Source organism: Polyangium jinanense (genome assembly GCF_028435365.1).
The window spans coordinates 30,421-48,005 of record NZ_JAGTJJ010000021.1 but is presented as its reverse complement, the minus strand read 5'-3'; the positions used below and the strand labels follow the sequence as shown (position 1 = coordinate 48,005).

Below are 17,585 nucleotides of genomic sequence, written 5' to 3'. Positions count from 1 at the left end.
GGTCAGGTGCTCCCACGGGTGAAGTCCGTGGCGATCGCGTCGCCAGGCTGGACGTTGGTGGCGAAGTGCGCGGCGGGCAGGAGTTGCCCGATGTCGGTCATGGCGTCGGGGTCGGTCGGGTGCAGCGCCTCGAGATCGACCATGCGCAGGCGGGCCAGGGAGAGCGCTTCGGCGAGCGTGTTCTCCAGGAGCTCCGTGCTCCAGCGCGGCCGCTCATCCGGGCTGACCGCGAGCAGGATGGCCTGCGGGGCACAAGCGCCCGGCGCGTCGAAGTGGAAGGCGACCCCGGTCGTCTCGGTCCTCGACGGGATGACCTCGACCCATTCGTCGATCACGAGGCCGGCCACGGTAGGCCCGACCGCCTCCGGCGCGTGCAGCAGGAGTGACAAGCGGCTGCCCGGAGCGCTGCCAGTCTGCGGCAGGCCGAGCCAGCGCTCGTGCGGGGTGTACGGGAGCTGCACGACCTGCGCGGTGAGCGTGTCGCCGGTCTCCAGCGCCTCGGCGTACGCGAGTGTCGCGACGAAACGGTCGACGCCGCGACGCACGCGAGCCACGCGCGAAAGCCAGCCAGCCGCGGCCTGCGGGTCGCCGCCCTGCGTCTCGGTGGAAGCAGCGAGGGCCGCCGAGAGCGTGCCCGGATCCGGGACGGCGCTGCTGGGGAACACGCGGAAGCCCGCGCCGAACACCACCTCCAGCCGGCCGCGATCGTAGGCGACCTGCGTGAGCTCGCCCCGAGCCCTGCGGGCCGCGAGCGTGGCCAGGGCGTCCTGCCGGCGGCTGAGCTCGGCGGCGATGACCTCGGCATGCACGCGCAGCGGTACGCCGCCGGGAAGCGCGCCGGCCACGCCGAGGTGCGCCGCGCGGAGCAGGCCGCGCCACAACATCTCGTCGTCCACGCCCGTCGCCAGGTCCCCCGCGGCCCGGCCGAGCGAGAGCACGGCGTCCGACGCGCGCTGCGCGAGGTCGGCATCCACCGCCGGGGCCGAAATCCCTGCCTCGGGCAGCGCCAGGTCGCCCGGTCCGAGCGGCCGCGCGGTGTCGAGGAGCCCCCGCAACGCCCGCAGCACCTCGAGCAGCTCGGCGACGCTGACCACGTCCGGCCCCCACGCGTCGGCGCGGGTGAAATCGAGCCGTACCGTCGCCGAAGGGCCCACCTCGGGCCTCGCGCGCACGACGGCCTCGATCCGCAGGTCGAGCTCCCCGGCTTCGACCGCCTCGCCGCGTTCCGGCAGGTACAAGAGGTCGAGGGGCGACAGGTGCAGCGCTTCGAGGTTCATCTCGATCCCGAGGGGGACCGTCGCCGCGGCAAAGGCCACCTCCGCGCGGAAGCGCACGCGGCCCGGCGCCGGCAGCAGGCGCGAAAGCCACTGATTCAGCCGCGGCTCGGCCATCGCGCGCGCCTGCACGTCCGGCTGGACGGGCCAACCCGAAGGCTCCGCGTCCCCGTCGCCGAGAAGGACCATCACGCGGTGCGTGACCGCGATGCCCGTCCGGGGGGTGCGGGCGACCTCGAGCTCGGGCGGCGGCGCTTCGCCGCGGTCGGCGGCGTCGAGCGTGGCGCCTGCCCGCAGCGGGTTGCCCTGCACGACATGATGAACCGCCTCGGCCAGGAGCGCGTCGCTCACCGTATCGACCGCCTCGGCCAGGCCGGAAAGGACGTCGGCGAGGGCGGCGCGCTCGCCGGCGTCGGTCACGCCGATGTCCTGCCCGAGGTCGAGCTCCCCCGCCGACCACGCCCGGTGCAGCGAAAGGCCGTCGACGACGCCAAATGATCGCACGGTCTCCTGCGTGCCCCCTTCCACGGAGATGCCCGTCGCCCGGCGTGGAAACCGCGTACGGAACGCGGGCAGGTGCGCGGGCAGGCCGATCCGCGGGTGCTCGTGGAGCGCGCGCTCGAAGCGGTAGCCGAGCAGAGCGCCGATCGGTTGCCCCTGCCGCGCGCCCTCCAGCAGCCAGGTCGCGAGTTGCACGCGGTGGGAGCGGAGGTCGATCGCGAACGGGCTCTCGCCATCCGCCGCGTAGGCTCGGTAGCCGCCGCGCAGCACGGCGGCCGTGGTGGCGTGGGGGATCGACGGGGCGTGGACGTAGCCGGCGCTCGCCGGGTCGATCAAGTGCGTTCCCGGCTCATCGGTCACCGGACCCGCCACGGGCACGGGGCCGCGGGGCCGCAGATCCTCGAGCCACGCATAACCACCGATATGCACCCCGGCCGCCCTCGGCGGGTCCGCCGGCTGCCGCAGCCAGGAGAGCCGCCGGGTCGCGAAGGACGTGAGCCACGCATCGAGCCTGTGCGATGCCAGATCCAGCGCCTGCGCCATCAGCCGCTCGAGCGTGGCGACGGGCTCGTCCTTGAGGCTCTGGAGCGCCGCGCGGAACGCGGTGAGATCGGCGAGGACCGGGTCGGTGCCCGCAGTGCGGGCGATGTAGGCGTCGAGCCGCTCGTTGGGGACTTCCGGTGACCACGAATGCTGGGTTTCGAGCTGGCGCCAGATCGTCGGCGTGATGGGGCCCGGGATGATGTCCACGAGCTCGGGCTCTCGGTACGCCGGGTTCAGGCCGGCCCGCCGCTGGACGCGCGTGGCGGCCTGGGCGTGCTCGAGCAGCAGCCCGTGGCGGACCAGGCGGTAGAGCAGCGGCGTGTGCTCGGGGGGACCTGCGTCCAGCCGGTCCCGCACGGTAACCGCGCTCAAGTTCGCCTGCGAGAGCAGGTCGAGGTAACTGCTCGCCGCCTCGCCGAGAGGCGACTCGACCGGGGGGCCGGCGACGGGAAACGACTCCGTCGCGAAGACGGCGCGGCCCACGCGCGGATCCCATGCGCCCAGCCCGAGGTCCTGACCGAGCCGCCCGGCGGCCGCCATGAGCTCCGTCTCCCAGCCTTGGCCGAGCCCGATCTCCGGCTCGGAGAACCGCCACAGGTAGGCGATGTACTCCATCCCGAGCAGGCTGCGCGCGTAGTAGGCGTGGGCATGCGCGCCCATGCCCAGGATCCGCACCGCCGTCTCCGGGCCGCGGCGATCGGCGGCGCGCGGAACGGAGGCGATCGACGGCTCCCAGAGCTGCGTTCGCAACCGCTGGAGGAAGGCGACGGTCCCGGCGCCGAGCGCGATCGGGCCTGCGCCGTCCTGGCGCTCCGTATAGGCTGCGGTGGGCAGGATGGGCAGCAGCCCATAAGGCTGGTTGGCCACGCGCAGCGCCGGCAGCGGGCCTCCGGGCCGCACCCAGTCGAGGACATGCTGGCGGACGCGGTTCGCCTGCTCGTCGCCGATGTCCGGCCCCAGCATCTGCGTCAGGAAATAGCCCCACGTCACCTGCCAGAGCGCGGTGTGCATCCAGCGCGCGGCGGCCTGCTCCAGGTCCGCGGCGCCCATGGCGTGGGCGATGGCCCCCTCGAGAGGCAGCCCGAGCGCCGTGGCCAGCACGCGGGCGTTGGCGTCGGAATCGGTGGGAAGCCCGGTCCCGATGCGGGGGCGGTAGGCCGCGCGATAGGCGGGATCCTCGCGGCCGGGCGGGGCCGCCGCGCCCGGTGTGTTGTTGGTCGGCGTCCCCTGGGGCAGGTAGCCAAACCCGTCCGTGTAGTAATGCGCATCGAACAGGGCGGAAAGCGTGCTCGCGCCCTCCACGCCGTTCGTGGACTCCTGGACCCCGTACACGAAGATCTGCGCCCAGCCTTGAAACTCGCTGGCAGGGATCTCGGGCGGCGGGGGGAGGACGAGGCCCATGCCACGGCCGACCGCGGTATCGAAGTCGATCAGCCATTTCGTGGCTTCGTCGACGGGTGCGACATGGTCGGGCAGCAAGGACGGGTCGAAGCCCGGCGACGGCCCCACCGCGAGCGGCAAGGTGATCTCGCTGCCGGTGGCGCGTGACCGCAGGTCCGCCCGCCCGATGGGAATGCCGACGACGTGCCACCGCGTGGGCATGGCCTGCGCCAGCGGCGCGCGCGTCCAGACCGCGCCACGCGACTCGACCGCCGGAAACGCGGGGGCGCCGCCGGGCCGCGCGGCGAGGTTCGTCGGCTCGAGCGCGCGGGCGATCCAGGCGCCGCGCTCGGGCCCGAACGCCGCCGCGAGCGTGTCCCACGCCGCGACCTCGGTCGCCTCGTCCGCCGCCGTCCACATGGCGTTCCAGTAAGCCTTCCCGGTCGCCTCCTCCTCCGCGGTCAGCTCCGGCTCGTGGGTGTCCACGTGGATCTGGTCCGGGTAGACGCGGATATGCAGGTTCGTCCCGCGGAAGCGGGTCTCGAGCCGCACCGGGAGCAGGGCGATCGGTACGTCGGCAGGCAAGTTCCACTCAGGCATCACGCACCACGGCGAAGGAAGAGGGGTTGGTCGGCTGGTCGCCGTCGTTTTCGAACTCCGGCAGCATGTCCGTCGCGTGCACGGCGACGAGCACGCTGCGCTGGAGGGTGATGTGCGCGAGGTGCGCGCTGTTGCGGGCCCAGGTGGCCTGGGGGTCCCCGCCGTCGCGGCGCGTGGGTCGGGTGACGCCCCCCCACGGCGCCGCCCGGACCGGCGCGTGCCGCAGCGCCGCGAGGCCTGCTTCATCCTGCGCGAGCGCCGCCCAGTCGAGCTCCTCCCAGCTCGCCGGCGCTGCGCCGTAGGCGGCGTCCTCGGGCGGATCGTCGATGCCGAACCGCGGCGCCGTCGGATTCTCGGCCAGCACGAAGAACCAGCCGGGGTCCCCATCAACGCCGCGCGCCTTGTCGACAGTGAGCGGGAATCCGAAAAGCACCTGATCCGGCGGCAGGTGCGCTTGAAACTGCGGCAGCAGGATTTCGGTGCCGAGGACGCGGGGCGCGCTCAGGTCGCCGCCTGGCCACGCGGCGCGGCGCGCGAAGACGCTCGCGTTCGGGTAGCGGTGCAAGAGCTCGCCTCGGACGATCAGGACGACCATCTCCGGGCCGCCCACGCCCGTCGCATGGCCGCCGAGCTCCTTGTCGGACGCCCATTCGTGAATGGGCGGGATGTCCGTGAGGGGCCCTTCGTCCGGGTCACCGGCGCGCGCGTCCCAGAACTGCCGGAAGAACGTCGCCCGCCGATCGCCGGGGAACTCGCGCCACAAGAGCTCGCGGGCGAACTCGTGGTTGAGGCCGACCATGTAGGCCTCGATGAAGGCCGTGTTGGCCCGGACGAGCGTGATCGTGTCGGGAGGCACGTCCCCGCGTCCGCTGAGCAGGAGATCCTGGGAGAGCTCGGCCAGCGGCTGCGACATCGCCTGCGGGAAGGTCGGCGCGACCGCGAGCGGGTTCAATCGGTCCGCTCCGTCCGGCAACTGGTCGAAGTCGACGCCTTCGATGCGGTCGGTCACCCGCTGCGTGACGGTCCGATCCGGCTCCAATGCCGCGCGCACGCCCTCGGCGATGGACGACAGCTCGAGCTGCGCCTGGTCATCGGCGCGGGCGAGCGCTTGGCCTCGCTCGATGAGCTGCTGGTGCAACCTCGCCGCCGCCCGGAACTCAGACCCGAACTGGCGCTTGCGGTCGAGGAGCGCATTATCGAGATCGCCGACCGCAATGCCCGCGCCGAGGCTCTCCGCGCCCCAGTACCCGCCGGCGTGGACCTCGCGCGGCTCGCTCCAGCGGCGCGGGAGCCCCGAGCTCTGGAGGTCGAATCCGACCCGGTAAAAGGCGCGGTTCTGGCCGGCCAGGTTCTCGAGGTGGAAGACCACGAGATCCGGCAACTGGCTCCCCGAGAAATCGGCAATCGCGATCGAAGCGCCCTGCGCGTCCTGGCCGAGCGGCCCGCCGCCCACCTCGTGCGGGCCGGTCCATCCGCCAATGACGTGGCCGCGGGCATTGATGTCCCAGCCGATCATGTAGCTCGCGCGCAAGCCCGAAGGGGTCCACTCGAGCAGCAGCACCACGAGCTCCGGCCGCAGATCGTTGTTGATATCGGCGAGGGCGACGCCGACGCCGCGCACGGGCATCCCTCCGGGAACACGGCCAGGCCAGGGCACCTCGATCGACTCCGTCCAGCCGCCGGTGACGTCGCCTGCGGCGTCCACGCGCCAGCCAATCCGGTAGAAGAGCCTTTCCTGGTTGGGAATGCCGGAGACGTACGCGGCAATCATCTCGGGCCGTTCGTCACCGTCGAGGTCGCCGAGCGTGATGTCGGCCGCCAGAACGGGGTAGGCCGCGGTGAGCCCGCTGCCGCTCGATCCGAACTGCGTGCTCATCGGCGTGGGCATCCGCTTGACCGGTCCGGACCAGTCGGCGGCGCCATCCGGCCCCACGTTCCGACCGATGCGCCAGGAGCCGAAATAGCCCAGCGTCAAATCCTCGACCCAGAACAGGACGATGTCCTGGCGGCCCGAGCCGTCGAGGTCCCAGAGCGCGATGCCCACGCCCTGAGGCTCCTGGCCCGCGCCCTCGGGGTGATCACCGATGCCGGTGATGCCGGGTTTCTGCTCCCACCCGCCGCGCACCTCGCCCTCGAACCCGAGGTCGCGCCCGATGCGCAGGTGGGCGACGTTATCGCCTCCCGGCATATCGACGTGGGCCACGAGCAGGTTCGACATGAAGCCGAGCATCCCGCGCCAGGCCGGTCGCATGGGTGGCAATGCGTCGTCCGCGCCGGCGCCGGACGACGTCGGGAGCCCGAAATCGTTCCACGTGTAGCTCGCCCCGACCCGCAGCACCAAGAGCTTGCCGTCCGCCGCAATCCACGGCTCGCCATTACGAACCACACCCAAAGCACGCAGCCCCCCCACTGGGCCAATGGGCTCCCACACCGGATCGGTCGCGTCCGGCGGCGTCCAGTATCGCCACACGCGCCCGCTGGACGCGGAGGTGACCCACATTCCGCTGTACCACCCGAGGATCCCGGAGATATTCTCGCCGGTCGGTGAAAACGGGCCCCAGAGGCCTCCAAAGAACGGGTAACGCACAAAGATCTGGCCGCTCGTGGTCCGCACGAATGCGGGAACCAATGGGGGAGTGCCCTGAACCAGCGGCGGGACCATGGGATCGATCACGACGTCGGGGAAGCCCTTGTCCGCGGGGCAACCCCAATCCTCCCATACCCAGGTGCTACCGTCTTTGTAGCAGCAGTAGAGGTGCCCATTGAGGCCGTGGACGAAGAGATTGTCGCCATCCGCGACGCTCGGCACACCGTGGACAGGGATAACCGTGTTGGGCGGCGGTTCGATGACGCGCCAATGGGCGACGTGGTGCAGCTCCCACAGGTTGCCGCCAGCGCAGACATACACGTCGTCATTCGTGCTGGACTGGGTATTCCGCGCGATTGCCACGGGTCGTCCGGTGATGGGATTACCTTCCGGCATTCCGTGGTCCTCCCATAACCAGCGGTCGCCGTCCCAATGGAGGGAGCAGAGGCGGCCGTCCGCGGTGCGCACGAACGCGTAAAGATCGCGGAGGGCCACCGGCTGCGAGGTGGCGATGCTGCCCGGCGGAAAGCCGTGATCATGCCACGCGGCGGGATCATCCACGCGCGACAGCACCCGGCCGTCCTCGGCGACCATGAACACGCGGTTCGGCATGGCCGCGCCGACGGATAAAACCCGCGGCGTCACCGGCGTCCGTGTTTCGCTCGGAAGCGGATCCGTCTTCTCCCACCACCGCGGCTGTACCCGCGACGCAGTGAGATCACGCACCCTGTCGCTCCCGGTGAGGTGCTCCAGCGCGACCATGCCCGGCGCTGGTTTCAGGAGCGGATTGACCGTCAGGTCCCGGGTCGCCAGCGCTTCCACCGGCGGCTCGAGCGGGCCGTCGGTCGCAATCCGCCGGGCGAGCGGGCCGCCCGGTCGCGTCAGCCGCCGGAACGCGGGCGATACCGCCGCCTGGACCTCCCGATTGCCGCCGAGTGGCGTGGTCTCGGTCAACGCAGCATGCGCGGGGGCGCTCACCTGCAAGAGTCGCTGCTGATCCAGGGCGGTGCCGCCGAGCAGGCGGCGCTCGTAGGCCGACGTGCCCGCCATCCGCGCGAGCTGGCCCTGCCGGAGCGCATCGTTGACGCGCGCGACCGCCGCGGCCTGCGACCACGCCGAGGCCATGAGCGCCTCCTGGTGACGCCGGATGATCTCGGCGCCATACGCGGCAGCCACGCGGTGCCGCGGGTCGAGGTTGAGCTCGCGCAGCCACTGCGGGCCGTCGACCACGTTGCCGACGCCGGCGTGGCCGCCGCCGTAGAGGGGCGGACCGAGACGGCCAGGACGCTGGGCGAGCAGCGGCGTCAGCGCGTCCGCGAACGCCGCGGCCGCGTCCGGGTCCCAGGGCGACGACGGCGTCTTCGCGCCGCGCAGGGCCCCCACGAGGTTGACCACGGCGGCCGGGTCGGCGGGGTCGATCGCCGGGAATCCGGGCCCCGCATGGCTCACGTCGAGGGGCCGCTGCCCGAGGTTTCCAGGCGCCGGTCGGGCGCGCAGGCGCCGCACCAGCGCCTCGAAATCGCCCTCCAGGCCGGTCCCGAACGTCCAGTGATAGTAGGCCGGGAGCGCGATCTCGTCGTCGTTCGCGCCCGCCGTCCACGCGGGCGCGAGCGCCGCTTCGTCGGCGGCGTTCAGCGGGATCCCGAGCCCGCGCTTGCGCCCGGCTTCGAACGCCGGAACCACACAGGCGATGTAGCGAGCGCCGGCGCGCAGCCGGCGGGGGCAGAGCAGGCGTGACAGCGAGCGCTCCGGCGGGCCGCTCAGCAGCCCGTCGAGCGTCCCGGCTTCGAGGTCGCCGTCGGTGGCGAGCTGCACGTGCGCCCAGGCCCATGACTCGTCGAGGTTCGGCAGTTCCCGGCGCGGGCAGCGCAGCACGGGCAGCGGCGCCCCAGGCTCGGGCCCTACCTTGCCGATCCCGGCCTCCACGACCACCAGCACAAGCCACGGGCGGAGCCGCTCGCCGTCCTGGGCCTGTGCGGGGGTCAGGAGCCACGGCAGGTGGGGAGCGTCGAACTCGATCAGCGGGAAGAAGCTCGGCTCCGCGGAGTCGACGCCGGACGCGGGGTCGGTGCGGATGACCTGACGCGGGTCGAGGCCGGTCACGTCGCCGGGCCCGTACAGCCGGGCGGGCAGTTGCACCTCGGCCCGCTCGTTGAGCCGTACGCCGATGCGCAACGCGCCATGCGCCGGCAGCGGTCCGGTGAGCGGGTCCGTCACGCTCGCGTCGAGCTGGGGGCCGACCCGCGCCCAGGAGAGGAAGGTCAGGCCGCTCATCCTGCCACCCCCAACTTGAGCGCCGGACCGCGGAAGCGGGCCGTGCCGGTGCTCCGCGCCTTGGCGTGCGCCGCGGCCCCCGAAGCCGCGAAGCGCTGGAGCGTCGTCATCGCCGACGGTGCGGCTCGGGATGTAGCGGACTTCGCCGCAACCTGGGACCTCGCGAACATGGGCGCAGCCTCGGCTGCCAGACGGGCGGGCCCGTCCGGCTTATCGATGATGATGGTCTCTGGCTCGAGCGTCGTTTCGAGCGGGGGGGCGCTATCCCGCGAGACGCCCCTCCCGCCGACGCGGCGGCCACCTTCCCAGCGCTCGAAGCTCGATCGCGCGAGCTTCTCGTGGTCGGAGAGATCGAGGAACTGGGCCGGCGCGAAGTACTCGTCGATGGGCTCGCCGACGAGGTCCGTGCCCCCGACCCTGAGCTGGGTGATGTCCAGACGGGTGGCTCCGGCGATGCGGGAGCTACCGAAGCGCTGGAGCTCCCGGCCGAGAGGCGCGACCCGCTGCGTGACCGAGAGGGTGGCGAGCGGATGGATGAGCAGCTCGCCCTCGGCGCGTGGGATCTCCCGCACGGACACCAGCGACTCTCCCTCCGGCGGGAGCTGCGTGCTCCAGCTCCGCGGGTCCTTGAGCGCCGCCTCGACGAGCGGCTCGAGTTCCACCAGCGCCGGAGCCGGCTGTGGGGCGGCGGAGCCCAGGCGTACGTCGAAGGAGACGTCCGCGGAGATGAACAGCAGCTTGAAGCGTGCGTACCCGCGCGCGTGCCAGGGCGACGGTCCGGTGAGCGTCACGTAGACGCTGACGCTCATGAGCTTGCGTGACCCCTGCTTGAGCGCGACCGAACCGCTCATCTCGACGAGCACCGAGAAGGGCTCGAACTGGAAGAGCGCGTCGAAAGCGAGGACGCCCTCGATGCTGAAACTGGCCTTCGAAGCGTACAGCTCGAGCCGCGCCCCGAACTGCGCGGTGTTCGAGGTCAGGGCCAGGTAGGACTCCAGGCGCAGGCGGGGGTTATTGCCCGTGCACAACGAGAGCGCGAGGCGATCGAGCGCCGGGAACCCGGGCGGCGGCTGGAAGCGCGGATGGAAGCCGCCGGCGGCGAGCGCGAACCCAGGTCGGTCGCCCCAGCTCATGCGCATCGCCATGTCGCCGGTGAGGGCGAACCCCGCGATGGTCGAGTCGTAGAGCGTCGCATCGACCGACGCCTGGCTGCGCTCGAAGTCGACGACGCCGAGCACGTCCATGTTGATGGCGACGATCGGCACCTCTTCGTGCGGCAGCGCCATGCGCAGGCGGCCGAGGACGATGAGCCGCACCGGCGCCGGCAGCTCCAGGATGAGCCCGAGATCCAGCGTCACCAGTGTCGGCGTCCCCCACCCGAGGCGCGCCATCGGCCCGATCACGAACCGGCCCTCGGCCGGCGGGAACACCGCGCTCAGGTTGGAGATGAGCTGCGGCGCGTTGGCCACCGGGTCGCGCGGGAACATGATCGAGTCCAGCGTGCGCGCCTTGATGCCCGCGCGAAGCACATCGACCACGGCGGTCCGGTTGACGCCGATGAGCCCACCGACGCCGGACAGCGTGAACCCGAATCCGAGCTGGATGGGCGTGAACTCGGCGGAGATGATGAGCAGCAGCGAGTAGCCGTCGCGACCGTCGGGCAGCCGGGTGGTGATGATCCCGATCGCCTTGAGCGCGATGCCCTTGAACTCGAGCTGCACGACGCCCGCGTACTGCCCCTTCGACTCGTCCACGAAGAGGAAGCCGCCGCCCCCGACGATGCCGGCGTCCATGGCCAGGCCGACCCCGTCCGGCGCGCGGAAGCCGAGCTGGTTGCCCGCCGCGCCGAAGGATGCCTTGAGACCGACACGCTGCACCGACGCGTGGAACGGGCCCAGCGAGGCGTTGCCGCTCAGCGCCGCCTCGAGGGACACGACCCCCTCACGCGCCTTGAGCGCGAGGTAGAGCTCCTGGAGCTGCAGGATCGCCAGGTCGAGATTCAGCGGGAAGGTCAGCTCGAGCCCACCGCCGGGGGAACCGCCGTGCAGGATGAGCCCCTTCCCCTCCCGCCACGCGACCCCGAGGGCGAAGGGGGCCGCGAGCTCCGGCGGCAGCACTTTCTTCAGGAAGGAGTCGCCGTCCTCGGACGAGACGCTGATCCGCGCAGCGTCGAGCTCCGCGCTGGCGCCGAGCTCCGAGACGTCGACGGCGAAGGCGCGCGCGGCGTCGAGAAAGGTCATGCGGAAGAAGAGGAACCCGCCCGCCGCGCCGATCTCGAACGGACCCTTCACCAGCGCCTCGTCGCCGGCGCCCGAGAGCACGACCCCCAGGCCGGTCACGTCGAGCGCTGGCGTGATGCGCACCGGCGGCATGCCCTCCGTGTCCTCGAGCAGCCACAGCGTCACGCCCGCGTCCGCATCGTCGAGCCACTTGGCCTCCCCGAAGCGCACGCTGACGTCGACGTCGCCGCCGCTCAGTTCCTGCCGCCCCTTGAGCCGCAGGCCCCGCCGCCCCTGCTCGGCGACAGGCGTCAGGCTCAGCGTGTCCGAGACAGGGATGGTGACATTCGTCACGAGCGCCTTGAGCGCCCGCAACGCGAGCTCCGGGAGAGGCGGTCGCACCGCCGCGAGCGCCGGCGGTGTCGTATTCGGCTCCACGAGCCCGGACGCATCGAGCACCGCGCGGACGGTCGGCCCGCCCGCCCAGAGGGACCGCGGAAGCTCGGCCTCGAACGTGCGCAGGAGGAGCTGCGCGACGAGCGGCACGCCCCAGCGCTCGAGCAGCGTCATGGCAGCGCCGGCCGCAAGGACGAGCTCCGGCACGGGGGCCACACGCACGGCGAACTCGTCCTTGGCTGCGGCGCCGAGCGGATGGATCTCGAAGGCGGGACGGCCGTCGTCGACGGCGAAATCGATCGACGGCTGCAGGAACGCGAGCTCGCCCGCGGCGTCGAGGCGGAGCACGAGGTGGCAGACGAGGCCCTGGTCGTAGCCCGCCGAAAGCTCGTCGGCGACGACGGGACCGAGGCGGACCCCCTGCACGCCGAGCGTGAGCGCCGGCGCGGCGGCCGCGCCCGCCCCGGTCCAGCCGAGCATCGCGGACACGGTACCGCCCGTGGCGAGGGGATAGGTCCATCGCACCGTCGAGCCCACGCCGGTCACGCTTCCGGGCAGCGCGACGAGTGGCGTCGGGCCCGTGAAGATCTGCGTGATCGCATCCGCGATGACCGCGCCGGAGGTGGCCTTCGACTCGAGCCAGCCCGGCTGCAGGATCTTCCCGAGCTCGGCGGCGCGTGTCGGCTCTTCGAAGCCCTGCGCGTCGAAGTCGTAGATGCCGAGCGCCTTCGCGATCGACAGCGCGATCCGCACGAGCCCCGAGGCCTGGTCCGGTTGCGGGGCGAGCTCGTCGACCACCGCCTGCAAGACGGCCGGCAAGAGGCTCGCGACCCCGCTGGCGAGATCATCGAAGCCGCTGAAGCTCGGCAAGAGCTGGATGCGCCCGGCGTTGTTCGGCTGAACGGACAGGGAAAGGCCACTCGGGTCGGCGCCGACCTCGATCTCGATGCCCGCCCACCCGCTGCCGGGGAGCCCCACGCGGAGCATCCCTTTGCCGGTCGGGGTGACGGCGAGCGCGCGATCGAGCTTCAGGCCGAGCTCGAGCTCGAGCTCGTCCGAGCCGGCTCCCAGCGGAATCACGCCCGAGAGAGCAAGGGTGAGCGGGTCCGAGCCGCTCGCCACGAGGACGAGGCCCCCCGGCAGCTCGATCCCACCGGCGTTCGACAGACCGAGCGCGCTCGCGACCGCCTGGAGCAGCGCGCTGACCTTGGCCGGGTCGAGACCGCTGCCGTCGTCCGCACCCAGGGCGAGCGGGGAGAGGAACAGGCTGGCCGGGGACGTGAGCAGCCGCTCGATCCCGCGCACCCGCACGTCCCCACCGACCAGCGCGCCGAGGACGCCGGAGATGACCGCGGAGGCCACGAGCATCGGGACATGGCGGGCGAGCGCGTCGCGCAGGACCTCGACGGGCGGCGCCGGCACGAGCTGGATGGGCTCGAGCCACGGCGGCGCCGCCAGCGTCACCGTCCCGCTCGACCAGCGGAGCTGGGTGGCGGCGAGCGAAAGGCGCGCGTCCACCGAGCTCGTGAAGTCCGGAAGGGTCAGCTCTGCCGCGACCCCCACGCCGAGCGCCGGGGCGAGCGTGAGCGTGTCCGCCTCCGTCGCCGGGTCGAACGTCCGCAGACCGAGCTTCCAGGGATTCGCGGACACCGTCAGCGCGATCGGGAGCGACGCGAGCTGTCGCGTCCAGGTGGGACCGGCGCCGCGCGTGGCGCCCACGGCGTCGGCCACGACGTCGAGCAGTGCCGGCAGCCGTGGCCCGAGCTGCGCCGTGGGCTGCGCGGCGATGGCCCCGAGCTCCTCCAGGGAGAACGAAAGAGCGCCGGTACCGTCCCCGACCACCAGCCCGAGCGCCATGAGCACGTCCAGCAGAAGGGCTTCCCGCGTTCCCGCCGCCGGCCGGGGGCCTGCCAGGGAGGCGAAGCGCGGAAGCGACGGGAGCCGATTCACCAGGTCGGAAAGCTCTAGCCAAGGGCGGAGGGCATCGGAGCCCGCGTCGTGCAGCCGCAGGAGCGGGATCGCCGTGGCGCTTCCTCCCGCGTCGGGCCGTACGGACACCCCGAGCTCCACGCAGCGGAGCCGCTCCCCCGGCATCGCTTCCGGCCCGCCGACGAGCCAGGCACCATCCGACCGGCTCACCTCCGCGTGCACGTGCACCGCGGGGGTCGGGCGCACCGGATCGGGGGACGCAGCCGCGAGGGCGGCCGAAAGCGCGTCCACCCGCACGGCGGCGCGGAGGTCGAGGTCGCCGGGCTTCCCGTCCGAGAGGTGGAGCCGGGCCCGCACGCCGAAGCCAAAACGCGTCGGCGCTGCCAAGCTGCCGGCTGCGGCCAGCGCCCGGTCCGCCACGACCTGCGCGAGATCCTCGATCAGCCCGGTCGGGAGGTAGCCCGGAATCGCGAGCCCTCGTCCGGTGCTCTCGGCGCCTTCCAGGCCGACGAAGGCCGCGAGGCGATCGGGGCGCGCGTCGTCGAGCATCGCGACGAGGTGCGCGATGGCGCGCCCAGCCGGAGTGCGGTCCGCTGCCGGATAGAGCACGTTCACGAGCCGCACCGCGCCGGCCATCGTCGAATCGAGCAGCGGGGCGAGCGGGCTGCCGCCGTGCGGAGCGCCGAGGGTCACCACCCCGGCCACCTCTGCGGGGACGACCGCCCCATAAGCCCGCGCGACCAACCCGGCCGTCGAGTGGCCGACAAGGTAGACCTGCGTCTGGCCCGTGAGCTCCCGCACACGAGCTACCACCCGCGCGAGCTGCGCGGCCATGAAACCGAGATCCCCGTCGGCCAGGTCGGCCGTGTAATGCGTCGCGGCCGCCGTCACGTGCGAGAGCGGCACCGTGAGCGGGTCGATGCTCGGCGCGCGCAGGTCGAAATGCGCGCCCTGGGGTCGGTCCGACTCCGCCGCCTGGAGATAGGCGCCGAAGGCTTCGTGGTCGGCGAAGGGCGCGGAGAGCAGGACAACCGCCCTGGCCACGACGTCCTTGCTGCCGCCTGCCCAGCCGTCGATGGCCTGCCCGATCTGCGCGATGGCCGCGAGGGCGGCGGGCAGCTCGTGGTGGGCCGCCGGCACCGGCGTCGCCCTCCCCCAGCTCGCGACTGCGGGAGCCTGCGCAGCGGCCGGCACGAGCCCATCGCCGAGCGCGAACCAGTCGGCGAGCGCGGTCAGCGCGGCCGCGGTCTCAGCCGGGTCGCGCCCCTCGAGCGCGCCGGCCACGTCCGGCAGGAGCGCGGACACGTCCTCCAGAAAACCGACCAGGGCATCGCCGTCTGCGGCCAAACGGACCCGCTCGGCACGCGCCTGCCACCACGCCGGAGGCGGCCCATTCGGATCGAGCCAGCCGAGGAGCTCCACACTTCCATCGGCCAGCGGCAGGATCCAGGGGCGCTCGTACGTGCCGGCCCCCGCAAGCGGGAGGCTCGGAGGGTACGTGTCGGCGGGCCGCGCCGGCAGCTCGCTCACGAGGAGCGCGCGCAGCCAGGGGAGCGCGGCGAGCGTGAACGGTGTCCCATCGGCCGAGCTGCCTGCGAGGACCTGCTCGAGGTGCGCGCGGACCGCGCCCAGCGGGTCTTTGAACAGGCTGCCGAGGTCCGCGGGGTCCGTCGGTCCGAGGAGCGGCCAGTCCGCGGGCAGGCCGCGGAGCTTGCGGTGCAGCCCGAGAAGCGCTCCGATCGTCAGGCCCGCCGGCCCGCCGGCGCTGTGCAAGACCTCCGTGAGGAGAAGGCGGAGCAGCGCGAGCGCGGTCCCTGCCCCGAGTCCCAGGCCGAGGTCCGGCGCGGCCGGATCGAAGGAGGCCATCGGGAACGTGAGCGTGGTCGGCCCGACGGGATCGCCGCTGCCCGTCGCGACCAGCTCGTCGACCAGGATCCGCCACGTAGGCGTCCTGGCCAGCACCCAGTCGAGGTGCCCGGAGATGGCCGTCGCCGTGAGCCCGAGCCCGGCGGCGGTTTCGAGCTCCGGGATGGGCGTCAGCGTGAGGGAGACGTGCTGCGCATCGAGGAAGCGCAGCGCAGCCGAGCCGCTCGGCGGGAGGTCGAAGGCGAGGAGCTCGGCGACCCAAGCCCCCTCCCACGGTCCCGTCGCGAAGGAGAGCCGCAGACCGAGCCGGAGGAGCTGCGTGCCGGAGGGCGTCGCCGCGTCGCGCGCGTTCCAGGCCGCCAGCTCGATCTTGGCGACGCCCTGTTCCGCGATCACCACCCGCCACGGCTGCTGCGGCGTTCCGTCGCCCGCGTGGGGGGTGAGGATCCCGAAGATCGCCGCGAGCTCCGCGAACAGGTGCTCCCAGCCGTGCTGCGTGTCCCCGAGCGCGCTGCGGTGCACGTTCGCGATGGCGCGCGTCGGATCCGAGAGCAGCGCCGCGATGTCCAGCGCGTGCGAAAAGCTCGGATCACTCGCCGGGGCCCGGAGCCCCACGAGCGCAAGAACGGCCTCGCCAAGCCGGGATGACCCGAGCGCCGCCTCGATCGCGCCCTGAACCGCCGCTGTCCCCGAGCTGACGAGCGCGTTCGTGTTGCTGAGGTCGAGCCGCGGATGCGTCGCGCCGTTGAGGATGACGTCGCGCAGCTCGAGCCTCGGGACGAGCCGCTGCCCCTCCCAGGCGATGCCACAGGCCACGGTCCCGAGCTTGATGGCGGGCGCCACATCGATCACCGAGCCCGTCGTCGGGGTGACGAGTTCCAGGTGCGCGGCGGGGAGCACCGCCACCGGAGACGCCTCCGCCAGCGGGAGCCCGAGCAGCGTCGCGGCCCCCTGAAGGCGGCCCGCGGCCGCTGCGAGCGAAAGGGCGACCCCGAGGAGCAGCACCGGCGGTCCGCTGGCCGGCGCGTCCACGCCCAGCGTCAGGGAAAGGCTGGAATCGGAGCCGAGATCGAGCACGGGCGCCCACAAGGGGCTCGCCGCCGATCCATCCCCGCTGACGGTCGGCTCCGCCGCCGGCAGCCCGGAGCCGAGCAGCCCGACGAGCCGGGTGAACCAGCTTCGGAGCGACACCGGATCGGCCGCGATTTCAGCGAGCCAGCTCCGCAGCGCCGCCGGGTCGCGTAGCAAATCGTGCACGCGGAGCGCCGGCAATGAGCCATCGAGCCCCAAGAGCCCGGGCAGATGGGTCAAGACGCGGGCGACGTACGGGTCATCCCCGCTGAATTGCGCAAGCGCTTGCGTGATGAGCTTCGCGAGGACCCGCGCTGCGTCCGCGTCGAGTTTCGTCGGATCCAGATAGGTGCGCGTCCCGGGTGCGGCCGCCGGATCGAGGTCCTCGAGCACGATGCGTAGCGCACCGCCCGCCTCGATATTCACCGAAGCCACGGCTGCAATGCTCGACGGATGCGAGCCCGGTGCCCATTGTGCTTCCAGCACGAGCTCGAACGGCGCCTCTGCCGATCCGGCGACCGCCACCACCGTCCCGTTCGATACGTCGACGAGCGGCAGCCGTAGAGAGGCGCGGGCCCCCGGCGTCATGGCTGCCGGCGTCTCGAGCGAGGCGGCCACGCCGATCAATTCCCCCTGAATCGTGAGATAGACGTTCCCTCGACCGGTGGGTGAAAGGAGTGGATACCAGCGGGCATCCCCATCGAAGCCCGAGACGGGCATGGATGGCAGGATTTCCTCTAGCAGGCCCAGGAATGCCGCTCGCTGGTGCGCATTGGATACAATCGTACGCAGCCGATCGAGTGGGTTATCGAACCAGCCGGCATCGACGTAGCCATCGGCTGCGACGAGGCCAATGGCCCTGGCGAGAGAAAGGAGCTGGGGCGAGACGTGAGAGGTAGCGCTCAACGGACCCGTCCAAGATGTTGAGGCCAGCGGCGCCTGAAA

General features: G+C 72.4%; 3 protein-coding genes. All 3 read right to left on the bottom strand.

Features of this window, described 5'->3' with window-relative positions; all coding sequences use genetic code 11:
* Nucleotides 1–2: 2 nt before the first annotated feature.
* Genes KEG57_RS28575 through KEG57_RS28565 form a run of 3 tightly spaced genes read right to left on the bottom strand, consistent with a single transcriptional unit; the run spans nt 3 to nt 17,546 of the window.
* The gene (locus tag KEG57_RS28575; RefSeq protein WP_272458980.1) at nt 3–4,298 is read right to left on the bottom strand and encodes an amino acid adenylation domain-containing protein; all 4,296 of its coding nucleotides are present in this window, start codon (nt 4,296–4,298) and stop codon (nt 3–5) included.
* Nucleotides 4,291–9,159 carry a hypothetical protein gene (locus KEG57_RS28570; protein WP_272458979.1) on the bottom strand — a complete coding sequence of 1,623 codons (4,869 nt, stop codon included), beginning with the start codon at nt 9,157–9,159 and terminating at the stop codon, nt 4,291–4,293. The genes KEG57_RS28575 and KEG57_RS28570 overlap by 8 nt, the downstream gene beginning before the upstream one ends.
* Nucleotides 9,156–17,546 carry an alpha/beta fold hydrolase gene (locus KEG57_RS28565; protein ID WP_272458978.1) on the bottom strand — a complete coding sequence of 2,797 codons (8,391 nt, stop codon included), beginning with the start codon at nt 17,544–17,546 and terminating at the stop codon, nt 9,156–9,158. The genes KEG57_RS28570 and KEG57_RS28565 overlap by 4 nt, the downstream gene beginning before the upstream one ends.
* Nucleotides 17,547–17,585 lie beyond the last annotated feature (39 nt).